This window comes from Neobacillus sp. SuZ13 (assembly GCF_030123365.1).
Classification (GTDB): Bacteria; Bacillota; Bacilli; order Bacillales; family Cytobacillaceae; genus Neobacillus.
Map to the genome: position 1 here is coordinate 3,304,288 of NZ_CP126107.1, position 13,972 is coordinate 3,318,259.

General features: G+C 31.6%; 14 protein-coding genes and 1 pseudogene. 5 read left to right on the forward strand and 10 right to left on the reverse strand.

Annotated elements, in window-relative coordinates; all coding sequences use genetic code 11:
• Positions 1-235: 235 nt before the first annotated feature.
• From QNH17_RS16315 to QNH17_RS16325, 3 genes are all read right to left on the reverse strand, one after another.
• Complete coding sequence (locus tag QNH17_RS16315) at positions 236-2,200, reverse strand: zinc-ribbon domain-containing protein (protein ID WP_283873564.1); 1,965 nt, start codon at positions 2,198-2,200, stop codon at positions 236-238.
• Positions 2,201-2,837: 637 nt separating this feature from the next.
• Positions 2,838-3,323: a TIR domain-containing protein gene (locus QNH17_RS16320; protein WP_283873565.1), complete on the reverse strand. Its 486-nt coding sequence runs from the start codon at positions 3,321-3,323 to the stop codon at positions 2,838-2,840.
• 14 nt (positions 3,324-3,337) lie between these two features.
• Positions 3,338-4,015 carry a hypothetical protein gene (locus QNH17_RS16325; RefSeq protein ID WP_283873566.1) on the reverse strand — a complete coding sequence of 226 codons (678 nt, stop codon included), beginning with the start codon at positions 4,013-4,015 and terminating at the stop codon, positions 3,338-3,340.
• A gap of 581 nt (positions 4,016-4,596) precedes the next feature.
• Between QNH17_RS16325 and QNH17_RS16330 the strand changes: the two genes are divergently transcribed.
• From QNH17_RS16330 to QNH17_RS16350, 5 genes are all read left to right on the forward strand, one after another.
• Positions 4,597-4,761 (forward strand): hypothetical protein, encoded by a 165-nt coding sequence (locus QNH17_RS16330; RefSeq protein ID WP_283873568.1) that lies wholly within the window; start codon positions 4,597-4,599, stop codon positions 4,759-4,761.
• Positions 4,762-4,810: 49 nt separating this feature from the next.
• On the forward strand, positions 4,811-5,488 hold the full coding sequence (locus QNH17_RS16335; RefSeq protein WP_283873569.1) for a hypothetical protein: 678 nt from the start codon (positions 4,811-4,813) through the stop codon (positions 5,486-5,488).
• Between the two features lie 12 nt (positions 5,489-5,500).
• Positions 5,501-5,749, forward strand: coding sequence for a hypothetical protein (locus QNH17_RS16340; protein WP_283873570.1), 249 nt, complete (start codon positions 5,501-5,503; stop codon positions 5,747-5,749).
• A 128-nt stretch (positions 5,750-5,877) separates the two neighbouring features.
• Positions 5,878-6,231, forward strand: a complete 354-nt coding sequence (locus QNH17_RS16345; RefSeq protein WP_283873571.1) for a DUF898 family protein — start codon at positions 5,878-5,880, stop codon at positions 6,229-6,231.
• Between the two features lie 46 nt (positions 6,232-6,277).
• Positions 6,278-6,982 carry a thermonuclease family protein gene (locus QNH17_RS16350; RefSeq protein ID WP_283873572.1) on the forward strand — a complete coding sequence of 235 codons (705 nt, stop codon included), beginning with the start codon at positions 6,278-6,280 and terminating at the stop codon, positions 6,980-6,982.
• Positions 6,983-7,120: 138 nt separating this feature from the next.
• Here the strand turns inward: QNH17_RS16350 and QNH17_RS16355 are convergent, their stop codons facing one another.
• The 7 genes and pseudogenes from QNH17_RS16355 to QNH17_RS16385 all read right to left on the reverse strand — a co-directional run bounded on the left by QNH17_RS16355 (position 7,121) and on the right by QNH17_RS16385 (position 13,676).
• Positions 7,121-7,489, reverse strand: a complete 369-nt coding sequence (locus tag QNH17_RS16355; RefSeq protein WP_283873573.1) for a hypothetical protein — start codon at positions 7,487-7,489, stop codon at positions 7,121-7,123.
• A 518-nt stretch (positions 7,490-8,007) separates the two neighbouring features.
• Complete coding sequence (locus QNH17_RS16360; protein ID WP_283873574.1) at positions 8,008-8,904, reverse strand: hypothetical protein; 897 nt, start codon at positions 8,902-8,904, stop codon at positions 8,008-8,010.
• Between the two features lie 187 nt (positions 8,905-9,091).
• Positions 9,092-9,304, reverse strand: coding sequence for a hypothetical protein (locus QNH17_RS16365; protein WP_283873576.1), 213 nt, complete (start codon positions 9,302-9,304; stop codon positions 9,092-9,094).
• A 117-nt stretch (positions 9,305-9,421) separates the two neighbouring features.
• A pseudogene (locus QNH17_RS16370) lies at positions 9,422-9,655 on the reverse strand (recombinase family protein); the annotation flags it as partial.
• Positions 9,656-9,753: 98 nt separating this feature from the next.
• Positions 9,754-10,698, reverse strand: coding sequence for an HNH endonuclease (locus QNH17_RS16375; protein ID WP_283873579.1), 945 nt, complete (start codon positions 10,696-10,698; stop codon positions 9,754-9,756).
• Between the two features lie 1,015 nt (positions 10,699-11,713).
• Positions 11,714-11,977, reverse strand: coding sequence for a hypothetical protein (locus QNH17_RS16380; protein ID WP_283873580.1), 264 nt, complete (start codon positions 11,975-11,977; stop codon positions 11,714-11,716).
• Between the two features lie 1,108 nt (positions 11,978-13,085).
• The gene (locus QNH17_RS16385; RefSeq protein ID WP_283873581.1) at positions 13,086-13,676 is read right to left on the reverse strand and encodes a recombinase family protein; all 591 of its coding nucleotides are present in this window, start codon (positions 13,674-13,676) and stop codon (positions 13,086-13,088) included.
• Positions 13,677-13,972: the final 296 nt, after the last annotated feature.

Consider the following 13,972-nt stretch of genomic DNA (forward strand, 5'->3'; position numbering starts at 1 on the left):
TATAACCATAGTATCTAATTTGGGGCTCCACTTGCTCAATCCTGCGAATGATTCCGCCAGTTCAATTAAGGTGGAGTCTGAATATGTATTCCAACGTACTGGGTCTCTCCTTCTTGGTACAAGGACCGCCGCAGCGATCCACTTTCTTTAACTCTTGCCCCCGTTAATTGAATAAGGAAAGGCATGTAATTTGTTTGTTCTATCATTTAAATAAGGTAATGACTTTATTCTTTTATCATTCTAACAAACCTTCATAATCTTCTTTGTACATCCATTTGAAGCCCTCAGCTTTATTTCTTACACCATTGCAACAAGCAGAAATATTGGAACGATTTTTCCCAATCTCATTCTCCGCATCTTTAATACTTGAATATTCTTTGATAAATTTACCGTTTAAATCTAATTTAACAATAGTTCGTTTTCCTTTGTATTTTATTTCATAAGAAAGTGGAGCATTATTGGCTTCATAATCTTCCATGTACATCCATTTGAAACCATAAGCTAAACTGGTTTTACCTTTACAATTTTTAGAAATTGTAGAACTGTCTTTTCCAATTTCATTAGCGGCATCTGTAATACTTGAATATTCTTTGATAAATTTACCGTATGTGTCTAATTTGACGATGCTTCTTTTAGTTTTATCTTTTGTTTCATTTATTAGCGTATTATTGTTTGCTTCATATTCATCTTTGTACATCCACTTGTAGCCACCAGCATGGTTATACTTGCCTTTACAAGTCAGTGTTATATTAGAAAGAGTGATGCCTAAAACTTCAGAAGCTTGTGAAATAAACTCCCAATATCTGATGAATTCTCCATCCATAGAAAGTTGCACGATTTCTTTTCTGCGTTTTTTCCCAACGATAATTGAACCTCTTCTTCTTGCTTCTCCAAATGTATAATCACACCAACCTAATTCTTTACCTTGTTTTAAATACCTTCTAGTTGTAATGTCCGATAATTTGACTTTCTCACAAATTTCAATGATGCCATTTCCTTCTTCCCATAATTCACAAACGGTTTCGACTAAATTATTACATCCAAATTCATGACATTTTAGCCAATTAATAGCTTCGAGATCAAACATTGTTGCTAAATGACTTGAAAAGAGACTTTTTTGGATGTGTTCTATCGTTGATTCCCTACAATCTAACACCACATAATTTCTATCCTCAATTCCATTACCTTTGGCAAGGTTCTTTTTTAATTCGTCATTTTCCTGTTCTTCCTCTAGTGTTCTACTGCTGTCGCCAAAATGACCTTTTTCAAAATGTTGTTTACCATGAGTTTCAATGATAACATTCCGAGATAGGATATAAAAATCATATCTTTTAGTTCCCTTTAACTTTGGATTGCTATGAGGTATATTTTTCGACCAATCGAATGTTTTCTGAAATTCAAATTCAATAGGTAATTGGCTTAAAAATTCAAAAGTGAACTTTTCTGGATAGCTCACCCCATCTGAACATCTCGGGCAAGAAAATCCATAAGAAGTCACACTACTGACAGGTGTTTTTTTCTCAAAACCACACCGACTACATACAAATTCTTCTTTTTTTCCGCTTTTAGCAGTAACTTCATAGCCACGTTGTTCGTCCTTTAATAATTGAGCGACGTGAGGATGTGTCTTCCATAAATCATTAAAACCTTTTAAGATTCTTTTATTTCCATTAGTGCAAAAAGGACAATTACACCCATTTGAGGTTCTTAAGTAAACCATCAATGGATATTCGTTTTTACATTTGGGGCAGTTCCAAAGATATTCTTCTCCGCTTCCATAGGAAATGTTTTTTGGTTTTTGAATATTGTTATCACTAAACTCCAATAGAAGATATTCCTTATCATTATTCAACGCATAATACTCTAATGATTTTTCATAGGGTGGGTTTTCTTTTTGAGTTCTAGCTCCATAAGCGCGGGCACATTTATCACATCTATCTTTACCATCGGAATTTTCTCTGGATCTTAATATAACTTGAAATGAAGTGGGTTTATGTTCTCCGCATTCATCACAAATTTTAGTTAGTCTTACTTTTGAACATTTTGATAAATCTTTAGTTTTGACTTTAATTTTTGTCCCTTGTGGCACACTCATGCCCCATTTTCTCTTAACTTTAGGTATTTCATAACCTAATTTTTCAAAATGGGTAACATTTCTACTGGTTATTTCAATTTCAACTTTTTCTTCAAGTATCGCCAATTTTTTTCACCTTATCTTTACATCGTGGTTTCACACTATTTATTTTAATTATACAGCATACACTATTCAACAACTTTCGCTAATCTGCTTCGTTAGTTTAAGTGTAGACATTCACAATCTTTAAATTATAAATAAAGTATAATTTATTTTTCTAGTTGTTAAAAAAAGCACCTTTTCAGGCACCCTTTTAACGTCTACTTGATTTTGTTTTTAACATATACCAAGACCTAACTTGTTTATGGAGTTCATCCTTACCTTTGCTGCTGATAACTTCTACAACCTTCTCATAGCTTACATTTAATTTTTTTGATACTATAGGAATACTACTTGCGATTGCATACTCTTTAACAATTTCTTCTTCTAAGTTGGATGGTTGATACGATTCAATTAGATCAACTAAATAGGTTAGTCTCTTAATTTCACTTTTCGCACGGTCTAAAGTTATTAACCATTGGACACCTCCCATATTATGTTACGGATTAATCATAAGTTATTTGGGAAACGTTTTATTAGTATAATTGTGAATGTTTTTAGAACAAAAAAAAGAGTGACCAATCAGCACTCCTTCCTTATTTATTGCTGAGGGAATTACTTTTTAATACCTTAGATTAAAAAGTGAATAAATAAAATCAAGATTTCAATCAAACTGTTTCCAATAATAGTTTTTTCCACCTGAATATTTAGCTGTCTTATGATAAAAATCATACCAATATTCCAAAGCAAGTAGGAAAGCTTCCTTCTTAAATGGTATATGTAGTGCGTTTTGCTCTTTAAGTGACTTTGGACATAAATCGTTATCCATTCTGTTTCTTTTGTTGATATTTACTGCAATAATCGGTATGTCGAGTTTTTGTGCTTGTTTTATCTCCCATCCAACATACTTATGATGATTCTTAGTCCTTTCTCCAATTAAAACTATCATCAATTTAGTATTTACTAATCTTTCTCTTAATCTCCTTTTAATTGTTACTTCATTACTAAAATGCATGATGGTGTTCAATTCATGAGCATTATGGAATTTAAAATCGAAATTATTGTTTTTATCCCACATTTTCAATGTATTATAATATTTGTTATCACTATCATATTCAACACAAACATAAACTTTATTTCTGTACGCCATATCCCATTATCTCCTTAATCTTTATCAGCTTTTGGTAATGATTTTGCAAGTATGAGAGTAACAAAAATGAACATGTTGATGACTTGAGATATTTCTATTAGTGTACCTTTTTGATCTGATGCCTTTAAAGATTCAAAATCAATTGCAAATGATTTCGTTACACTATTTATAAAATATACGATATACTCATTACTCCATTTATCTTTCGAATTTAATGTAAAGTGATCTGGAGTCATGGAATAATAAAAATATACATAACATAACATCATAAAAGCTATTGAAATAAACAAGGTAATAAATCTTCTTCTAACTCTATTAACTGTTAAATGATTTTCCTTTAGTGCATCCTCGACCCAAAGATGGTAATAGAAATAAGTAAAAATATTAGTTACGATTAAATACCAAACAATAATTAATATCCATAAATTTTTGTATCCTTCAAATAAAACAATTAATACAAATAGAAATTTTAATATTATGAATAGGTCTATTGCATAGTTTCTATTTCTTCTAACTTTCACCCATCTGATTTTTTCACTTTTATCTTTAAAATACCTACTAGTGAAAATATCTGAAAGTTTTTTGATATACTCAACAATATTTAAGTAAAAAACAATGGTTATTAAAAATTTAATTAATGGATAAATTAATCCATTATCAGAACTTCTTTCTCTTCTTCTGTTTGTATACAAAAAATCACCCATCAATTCTTGAAAAAAAGTTTGCTTTTATATTGCTCCGTTTTTTCTTAAATTTTTCATAATTTGAGAATTGTCATTTTAAACGCAATAAAAGAATACTTCATCATCATGATTTTCAATATCCCAGCCCTTTGGATCATCTAACACTGTTTGAATACAACTCAGATAGTTAAGCAATTGTTTGAATTAAATTTAATCCTACTTATTTACTAATTTTAACATAACTTTGCAAATTATCTTGTACTTACGATAGATTTTCGAAATTTTTTCTATGGGCGATGTATTGTCCATTATACTTTTCTATCCAAAGATAATTTTGATAACTACAAATCTGATTATGAAAGGATTTTTAAAATGAATAGGTAAATTTTAAATTGGTGATTAAAATTACGAAAATATAGAGTAACATTGGCTGGTTAATAAATAAAATTAGAATATTCAAGGGAAGATTTAAGGCAGAGATATAAAAAGACAGCTAATACGTTTTCAAACTGGTGTACAGGAAAGAGTTTTCCTTCTTCACCAAATTGTTTGGTCTGCTGAGATATTGAATTGTAAGGTGGATGATCTTTATGAACGAAAAGTGGATGAAACTAATTGAAGAATGTGAAACAAACGGATATACTCCAAGTGAGGTTCGACGCATCCTCATGTACTATGAGATGGCAAAAGATATTGATAACAAATTAAAGAAATTGTTTGAGGATGAAGAATATGAGATTAAAGGATTTACGTAGAGAGATAAGGAATTTACTTACATAATAGATATTTAAGGGGGGCATTATTATGGCAAATATAGAATTGATTGAGTCCAAAAAAGGGCTATTGAAGAAAGTAGCTATTCCTGCAGCTGCCATTATTTTATTTTCAACCGGATATGGATTCGGTTCGAACGGCGCTAAAACCGAACTTAACGGAGAAAAAATGAAATACGAAGAAGTCGCAAAGGAAATTAAATCGGAAAAAGAAGATCTAACAACATATAAAGCTACCGTTAAAGAAATACAAGCAAAAATTAAAACAGTAAATAATGATTATGCTGCTAGAAAAAAGGAATTTGATGAAGCGAAAAAAATAGCTGACTCAATAAAAGGCGCAACAGGGCAATTGGACACTTTAAGTAGCAATATTGAGTCAAAGAAAAAGGAAATTGGATCGTTGGATAAAGATATTGAAGCAAAAAAAGATGAACTTGCAAGTATTGAGGGTACCATTAAAGTTAAAAAGGATGCACCCAAGTCTTTAAGCGCAGGAACATATACCATCGGTAAAGATATCCCTGCTGGACGTTATAAGGCTACTCCTGTAGGTGGTGGGAGTAATTTTGTTACGTTTGATTTAGAAGGGATTCCAGATGTAAATACTATACTCGGTAGCGGTGGTGAACCATCTTATACGTTTGAAGCAATAGATGGGTATAAACTTCAAACTGAATCAGCTGTTAAATTAATTCCAATTGAATAATGGGCGGGAATAATGAACATAGTGATTGAAATACATTACAAATCTGATAGTAGAGCCTTACAAACTGGCAAATTTCCACTAAGGGGAAGAACCTCTGTGCAAGTGGCTTTAGATTTTTGGAAGCAAATAAAAAAGGAAATGTCTTATCACGCTCAATTGGAGAATGTTATTGCAGACGGGAATCAGGATATTACGCAACAAGTAATAGCCCTTGAAGAACAAGAGTGGAATAAATCGATGAATGATAATTTGCCTTTTTAAAATAGATAAAGCCCCTCTCAATTAAGAGAAGGGCTTATTTTTTTGTGTATTTTTTTGAAACTTTTCCACTATTAGTTCTGTATTACTGGTATAATTCTACTATACTAGAAAAAATAGGGGGAAATATTATGAGTGAGTTAACTGTAAATATAAACCAAACTCATGCAGCACAAACAGAAGGAAAGTCTTATTTCGATGGTGGATTACTTCAATATATTGGATGGTCAATACTGGGCTTTTTAGTTACAGTTTGTACATTTGGAATCTGTTATCCTTGGTCGATTACCATGATTTTAGGATGGAAAACAAGACATACAGTGATTAATGGGAGAAGATTACAATTCACTGGATCAGCAATTGGATTATTTGGAAATTGGATTAAGTGGTGGATTTTAACTATTATTACACTGGGTATCTACAGTTTTTGGTTATTTATCGCAATGGAAAAATGGAAAACAAAACATACTGTTTTTGCAGATTAATGAATAAAATTTCCATGCAACTAATTTACTATTATTGGAGGTACATATGAAAAAACTAAGAACGCTTTTAGTATCGTTCACCATTTTCGCTTTATTCTTAGCCATTTTTCCTAGTCAATCATCTGCCCATAGTGGGAGACTAGACAAATTAGGTGGTCACTTTAGGAACTCTGACTGCTCATACTTATTACATAAGCCTACTAGTCTAGCTAAAAAAGCTAAAACTAAAGCTGCATTACTTACACTTATTAAAAAGTACAGCAGTAATACATGCAAAAACAATTTAACAACCAGTAAGATCAGCCTCGAAGGTTACAAACTCCCTTCTGGCACTGTTACTTCAAAACCAACATTAAAAACAAAGTACACAGCAACTTTTTCAAAATGCACAGATGGCGATACGGCAAACTTCAAAATTAAAGGCAAAGTCTATAAAACACGCTTTTTGTTTATAGATACACCGGAATATACAACATCAAAAGAGAAATACGGAAAAGAAGCAAGTAATTACACATGCTCAAAAATAAAGAAAGCCAAGAAAATCACCTTAGAATTAGATGGTAAGGATAAGTACGATAAATATGGTCGTCTTTTAGCTTGGGTATGGGTTGATGGAAAACTGCTTCAAGAGAGTATCACTAAAGCAGGATGGGTTGAGGATTATTACGATTACGGAACCTATAGACATGAAAGTAAAATTCGTACTGCAATGAAATATGCTAAAAAATATCATAAAGGTATGTATAAGTAATTTAGTTGCCCCTCTCGATTAAGAGAAGGGCTTTATTGTTGTGCATTTTTTTGCAATATATTGATACAGAAGATTTCAAGTTAACATTTAAAGTAGAATAAACTAAAAAAGCCCATCTTTGGTGAGGGCTTTTTTGGGTTATTGCCATTCATTGGGATAAATACTTATGTTTGACTCATGAAACATTTTATCGAATGTTATTTCATAGCCAAATTTGTAAGGCTCGATTTTATCACCAAACTTGATTCCAAATGCTTTTTCTAGTTCTTCTTGAGATTTTGAAGTTTCAATTTGAATGGATGCTAATTTTCCATTGTAAAAAACAGCTAAAGCATAATCAAAAAGATCATTTTCTCCATAAGAAAGATAATCTGCTTTTACAATTGAATTATCTTTCAACTGAAATTTTCCATTGTTAAACTGTTCTTCTTCAGTATCTATTTTAAACATTTTATTAAATTCATCTTTCGTAATAAAAGTTTTATCAATAGTTACTTCATTATCCACTTTTCCCTTTAGAGTTTCTGGACTTTCTTTCTTTTGTTCTTGTTGTGGTTGTGTAGCAGCTTCTTATGATTGCCCGTCATTACTTGTACAACTAACTAAGAATAAAGCAATTGATAAACTTAAACAAAACATTTTTATATGGAATGTATTTTTCACTTTTTTCCCTCCTAGTTACTTCTTATTCTATAACTGATACGATATTCCTTTAGAAAGGTTTCGAAAAAAAGCCACCTCAATTAGCGACTGCCCCGTTATCATGAGAATTAGAAAAAACACCTATGCTACCTGTCCCTTGTAATCCAGTGGACAGTAGATTAATTTAGCCTTAATGCGTATCTCGATACATATATTGATTTACAATTATTAGGAAACGTATCACACAGAACAATTTTTCACTGTCTTGTTTGATGAGTAAACAGTTTGGAGATATTATTTACCTTACCAAAAAAGGGATCGTCAATTGGACGATTCCTTTCTCAACTAAAGCATATTCAATAAGAAGCACATAAATTTTTTTATTAATTATTTCTTACTAATAGCTCCTTTTCTAATGATACCCACGCTTTGTCTGCTGACAAAGGTACAAGGCTGTTACCCTTATACAATCGATTGTTATGTTCTATAAATTTGACCTTAATATCCTTTATGCTAAGATTTAATTCATGGCTTATTTCTTCCACATAATGTACAATTCCTGGGAATAATTGTCCATCTTGAGGGCGAAATGGAGGATATTCCTCTAATAGTTTAGGACGATTAGTAGTATTTGTTGCTCCGTTTATATCCAAATAGCAAACTTCTAAATAAAAAAACAAAGCCTTCTCCAATTTACCTTCCTGTTTTAACAAATCCCCCATAGAAATTCGTACGTTACGAAACAATCCCCATTGCATTTCAACTGCTTTTTCTGACGCAATTCCGTTTAGCATCCCCCATGCAATATCATATGGATTAGAGGAACCTGAAGAGCTTTTTCTTTTTTCTTCCTCATAAGTTGTTCCATGAGCTTTAAAGAAATTTGTAATCCACTGTTTTTTCCTGTCTTCGCCTTGTTTCCTCCAGTAGTTACTTAAAGCCTTTTCGTAATTATCTAGTTGCTCCTCTTTCAGCAACATCTTCTTTTTTAACTCGTAATTAGTTTTTACAAGAATTGTATTTTTACATTCTGGACATTTCCTTTTTCTTGTTACTTCCTTTTCAAATTTATAATTGCAGTGTGGGCATAGCCGTTTGTCATAAGCTCCAATATTGAGATGATAGTTCCCATCTTGAAAGGTAATATTACTAACAGTTTCTTCAACTTTTGTATCTTCATGTGATTCTGTTGTATCTAAGTTAGTTTGTAATATCGGTTCTGGCTCTTTTGTTTCTATTACCGTTAACCTACCGTTGATGAGTTTAATAGTCGTTTTCAATTTAATCCCTCCCATTACAAACTCCCCCCACTAAACGGAGAACCTTTTATAGTTTTTTACAATCTTTTTAACCTTTCGCTTTTTATACAACTTTTTCCTTCTAAATTACTCTGCTACTTTAGTAGCACAAGAAAAAGAGGATGCCGAAGCAACCCCTTGTTCAACTCAAGCACCAGTTAGTTGACTTTCATGAGTAGAAAAAACGAAAATAAAGGGCTACAATATAATTAACTATAATAATAAAGGAATAGATTTTTCCAATAAATACAAACCACCCTTTTTCTTTTCGCAGGACAATCAAGTTACCAATACACATTATTAGATTAATAATATACAAAGGGGCTACTACTAATTTTGTTGATAGTTCTGGTATGCTCATTTCCATAAATTTGTCAGTCACATATGTTCCCCCTAATTTATATCTAATAATAGCATAATTTAATCATTTCTTATTCAACTAAACTGCTTCGTTAGTTCAATAAGAAAAGGCTGCCACAGCAACCTCTCCTTCTTAAATTCAAGCACCTGTTAGTTCAATATTGAAAAGTAATGTTTGAAGTGAATTATTATTTTCTCCTGCTTGAAACTCAATATTTTCTTTTAAAAATCTAACATTTACCCCTTTTAAATTTAATTCCTTTACTATGTTGTTTAGGTCAATTATTGAACGTGCTAAACGGTATATCTTTATAACGATAAGAGTATCACCCTTATCTAAAAACTTAATAGCTTCTTTCAATTCATTTCTTTTAGTGGTGCTTGTTCCATCACCTTTTCAAAAAAAATGCTGCCGCGTACGCGATCGGATTTTCAGCCAAAAGAAACGCCTATCTTAACGGATAGCCTTTTTTAATTCGATGATGCGTATTCTCGATAATTAATTTCTTCAAAAGGATTTATATTATATCGCCTTAAATAAGTTTCTAATTTCCCAAAAGATTCTTTATTTACTGCGACTCCTAAAATTCTTTCCATTAAAGTAATCCACTCTATAAATGTATAGTCATTTTTGGCTCTATTGCATGGTTTGCAAGCTGGCACAATATTATCCTCTGTACTCCCTTTAAAACCTAAACTAATTGGAACGAAATGGTCACATTCAATATCTTCTGATGTAGGCATTTCTATATTACAATAAGCGCAACAAGCTATGCCGTTTTCGTTTAAAAAATGATTCATCATAATTTCTAAAGAAAATTTAGTTAAATTATAAGGCATCCCGCATTTTATAGCCCTTTGATTATGATGATTATAGCGATTAATAACTTCTTTGTATCTAAAAACTGACTTTTCTTCTGGTTGCTCTATTTTGCGATACCGCTTTAAAAAGTCTTTTTGATAACACTCTTTGCATCTTGGTATTCTTTTGCCTTTACTATCTTTTTTAAAAGCCCATAAAGGTAAGATTTTATTACACGTCCAGCAATGATTAACTTCGAATTTTGCTAATATATCATTGATTTGACGTTTTTTTTGCGAAAGAACAGTCAATGTAGCGTTGTCGTTCAAATGTTTTTGGTACAAATGAAATAAATCCTCATCAGTTGCTTTAAGCAACTCTAAAGGATTCTCGTATTTAAGGGCTACTAATTCAATCTGTTCAAGATTTTCGGCTTTTATTTTTACTTTTTCTTTTTTGGGTCTAGGTTTATCGGCTGACTTTGTTTTTTCTTCATAAAGCGCATCGTCACAAACTTTACAAATATTCCGTTTGCCTCCAATGCCTTTCATATCAATATAAAAAGCATTTAATGTTTTCCATTCGCCGCATATTTTGCATTCTTTACCTTCCAAGATGCATCCCCCTTTTTCGCAACTCGTGTTAAGAAAATATTACCATATTTTATAGGTGTAAAGGTAAAAATAAATGGTGGAACCCTTTCCTTAACCACCATTTTCTTCAACCAATCATAGAGGGAAAGATTATAAGCACAAAAAAAGGAGCACCGCAAACTGCAGCACCCTTCACTTTTTATAATTGATATTATATTATATTAAATTATTTTATTTTAATAAAAATAAGGATGAACAATGAATGTTCTCCCCCTCTTACCATTTACATTAAAGTGAGATAATGGAAACCATTTTAAACGTCCAGTCGCATTTTATTTGAACCATTTCTTTGTCAGTATTTATATCAATCACTATGTATAATTTTCCCCTTGTTAAGCCCTCAGAATATACACCTTGGAGTTCGACAAACCATAATCTTATTTATTATAAAACCTCCTTATTAAATCTGAATAACTTATAATTAATCACACATTATTAAGCTAACCTTCCCGTTAGCTGAACAAGAAAAGCGATTGCTCTTTTTGAACAATCGCTACCCTTTAGTTGAACAACAGGGTTCATTGCTACAGCTTGAAATAATTCACTGTATTTTCATCGCATTCTATACTAACACTCAAAGTTTCCTAACTGCATAGTTATTGTTTTCAATGGCGTATTCATATTGATGGAACCGTCCGACTACTCGCTCCTCTCCTTCTGTGTCCAGAAAAATGCTGAAAAGCTTTTGCCTTAACCAATTCAATGATGGGTGATATATCTGAATAATCTTGTCGGCAAAAGATAATTGGCTCTCCCTTATCTTTAAAATTGACTAACATAAAATTGCTCCTAATAACCTACGAAAATTTTACAGGATGCCTTTTTCCCATTTATATTCCTTGCCCTAAAGATTTAGATTTATAATAAGATTGAAAAAGACAGCCTTTCGACTGCCGTTATTATTTGTAAATTCCATTTATTCAGATTAATAATACTGAGGCGAAAACTATCAGTCCATCATCAATTAAAGCACCCGTTACTTTAATAAGCCTTTACTAAATAAAGGGGCATCTGGAAACAAAAGCATAAAAACTGCTAATAGAAAAACTATTCCTGATACACCCATATACACTTTAGAATTAGCATTGTTTTGTTTACGTTCAACAATTCCTAGCAGTAGAAAGAGTATCCCTAAAAGTATTGCTATAATTGGATTTCCTACAAAGACATTAGTAAAAAAACGTAAAATAAATAACAAATAAATTAAAAAAAGGCACACCACTTTTATAACTTTTTGCATAATATTTCCTTCCGTATCTCTTTTTATATTTTAGTGTTTATGGATACCAACTTTTTATTCTTTCTTCTTCCACTATCCTGCCACTTTAGTTCAATAAAAAGAGACCGCCGCAGCGATCTTCATCTAACCGTCTTTTGATACTTGTATCATGGCTTTTCCAAGTTGTTCCGAGGTAACGACATTGCTAGATTTCATAATTATAGGATAAAAAGGTTTTAATAAAGAATAAAAAAGTTAATACAATTTTGTTTTTGATTTCACCCTACGTACGCACCTTTTAACGCTTTATTTAATATTGTGACATTTTGCTTAAGTTATTTCTTTAACCCCAACAGTACATAAATATAGTACAGTATTGCAATAGCAATCCCAAAACCAATGACTAACCAAAGAAGGTCGAAGTCAATGAAAATAATAATCATCCCCTTTTTATTTATGATCCCTTTAACCTATTCTCTTGACCAAATAAATAATCCTTCTTCAACTATACTGCCCGTTAGCTAAATAAGAAAAAGGCTGCCGAAGCAACCTATCCTTCCTCAATTCAGTAAGTACATCCCTTCACAATAAGGCGAACCTGACCAGTTATTTATTATTTAAATACTTCTTTCCATCAGCAATTTGCTTTAATAAAACAACAATCCAAATTAGAGCAAGAAAAAAATAATAAAATAAATCCATTTTAACACCTCCTAATTTTTCCCTTAACTATCTTACTTATTCTCTTACAATCATAATAAATCCTTCTTCAACAAACCTGCTTCGTTAGCATAAGTACATTTTTTCACAAACTTATTACAACTTAACATTACGTCAATAAAAAATGAGTGTATCGTTCTCACATAACCTAATGGTGTGAGTGCATCTGCTCACTGCGTATAGGGTATTAGATAATGGATATTTGATGTAATTTACCCCCCGGACTACCTACTAATTATGTATTGAATAAAACTTCTGTTTTATCCCTCATAAAATCACTCTTGAAACACCTCATGCTTGATTCTAACTCCTTTTTCCTATGATTTAAGAAAACTGCTAGACCGCAAAAAGACAACTGTAAAACGTTTGTATGCAGGCTAATAAGCAAAAAAAAGAGCAGCCTAATTGACTACCCTTCCTGTTTTTTTAGTTCTGCATATATAGTCGATCTTGGAACGCTTGTCATCTTTGCGATATCATTAACGCTTAACCCATTGGTTTCACGTTCAATATATAACTTCAATGCTTTTTGGATTGCTTTTTTATCTTGTGAAGGTCTACCCATGTGTTTTCCCTGCTTTTTTGCTCGCTCCCTTCCTTCTCCTGTACGTTCTACAATAATGTCACGTTCAAATTGTGCAAATGAACCTAGAATATTGAAAAGTAATGTTTGAAGTGAATTATTATTTTCTCCTGCTTGAAACTCAATATTTTCTTTTAAAAATCTAACATTTACCCCTTTTAAATTTAATTCCTTTACTATGTTGTTTAGGTCAATTATTGATCGTGCTAAGCGGTCTATCTTTGTAACGATAAGAGTATCACCTTTATCTAAGAACTGAATAGCTTCTTTTAATTCGTTTCTTTTAGTGGTACTTGTTCCTGTAACCTTCTCAAAAAAGATACGTTTACATCCCGCATCATTTAATAATTGTTTTTGTGTTTCTAGTCCATTATCTTGTCCGACTGTTGAAACTCTAGCGTATCCGATAAATGCCATGTTATCCGCTCCTTTGTCTAAAAGATTGTTAACTTCTATACTTATATTTTAGACTATCTTTTAGACAAATTCAAGATGTTTTTAAACTAACTTTTAGACATTCGTTATATATTGTTCAAAAGTTGAAACTTTTAGACACACTTTTTCTTGTTTTGTTAATTATTAAGGAGTTTTCCAAAAAAGAAAAAGACCCTTTTTAAAAGGTCTTTAATAATTCTTATTAAACTCAATTATACGTTAGCTTAATAAAAAGTTTGAAAAAAATGTCTAAACTTCATGAAACAATTCTTTGGGAT

What these genes read in the sequence shown, in the direction of transcription:
- QNH17_RS16320 (WP_283873565.1), bottom strand. Translation starts at nt 3,323, where the DNA reads ATGGCGTACAGAAATAAAGTTTATGTTTGTGTTGAATATGATAGTGAT.
- QNH17_RS16340 (WP_283873570.1), top strand. Translation starts at nt 5,501, where the DNA reads ATGAACATAGTGATTGAAATACATTACAAATCTGATAGTAGAGCCTTA.
- QNH17_RS16330 (WP_283873568.1), top strand. Translation starts at nt 4,597, where the DNA reads ATGAACGAAAAGTGGATGAAACTAATTGAAGAATGTGAAACAAACGGA.
- QNH17_RS16380 (WP_283873580.1), bottom strand. Translation starts at nt 11,977, where the DNA reads ATGCAAAAAGTTATAAAAGTGGTGTGCCTTTTTTTAATTTATTTGTTA.
- QNH17_RS16385 (WP_283873581.1), bottom strand. Translation starts at nt 13,676, where the DNA reads ATGGCATTTATCGGATACGCTAGAGTTTCAACAGTCGGACAAGATAAT.
- QNH17_RS16350 (WP_283873572.1), top strand. Translation starts at nt 6,278, where the DNA reads ATGAAAAAACTAAGAACGCTTTTAGTATCGTTCACCATTTTCGCTTTA.
- QNH17_RS16345 (WP_283873571.1), top strand. Translation starts at nt 5,878, where the DNA reads ATGAGTGAGTTAACTGTAAATATAAACCAAACTCATGCAGCACAAACA.
- QNH17_RS16335 (WP_283873569.1), top strand. Translation starts at nt 4,811, where the DNA reads ATGGCAAATATAGAATTGATTGAGTCCAAAAAAGGGCTATTGAAGAAA.